Annotated in this window: 1 protein-coding gene; it reads left to right on the top strand. The window is 40.2% G+C overall.

Going from position 1 to position 610, the window contains the following annotated elements; all coding sequences use genetic code 11:
- Window positions 1–96: 96 nt before the first annotated feature.
- On the top strand, window positions 97–610 hold a 514-nt coding region (locus tag RB298_RS31040), incomplete at its 3' end, for a GGDEF domain-containing protein (RefSeq protein ID WP_486050185.1).

Here is a 610-nt window from a genome sequence, read left to right as displayed (position 1 = left end):
GCATCAATGACGGTGTTATCGTGCTTGATGAAGCTTACAGGTTAATTGAATTTAACTTAGCATCGAAGAACATGTTTCCGCAGCTGAAAAAAAGCGATGTTTGGAAAACGTTTTGCTGATATTAGGTTCACGCTATCGGACAGTTCATTTCCTTTTACATTAGAAAATAAAAAAAGCAGTCAAGAGCTGCAGCTTTTTTCTGCGGATCAATCTCAGTATACGTATCAAGTTCGCACCTCTCCTTTGCAGTATGCTAACAACAGTCACGGCTTGCTGCTTATTTTTACGGATATCACGGAGCTAAAAAGACTTCAGCTAAAGCTTGAAAATCAAGCTTATTACGATGAGCTGACGCAAATTTATAATCGCAGGGCATTTTTTCAGCACAGCAAGCAAGCATTTGATGAAGCAAAAAAGTCCGCATCTTCTTTCGCACTTCTTTTACTTGATATTGATTATTTTAAAAAAGTGAACGATACGTATGGTCATTATACCGGCGATCAGGTGCTTGTACATGTCGTAAAAGCCTGTCAGTCCGTATTACCGCAAGGAGCCCTTTTTGCTCGGTACGGCGGTGAAGAATTTGTACTCGCGCTAAAGGGCTATACTT

The sequence above is a fragment of the Priestia sp. BR_2 genome, assembly GCF_041954005.1.
Taxonomy (GTDB): Bacteria; Bacillota; Bacilli; order Paenibacillales; family Paenibacillaceae; genus Paenibacillus_AQ; species Paenibacillus_AQ lautus_A.
This window is presented reverse-complemented; position numbering and strand designations above follow the sequence as displayed.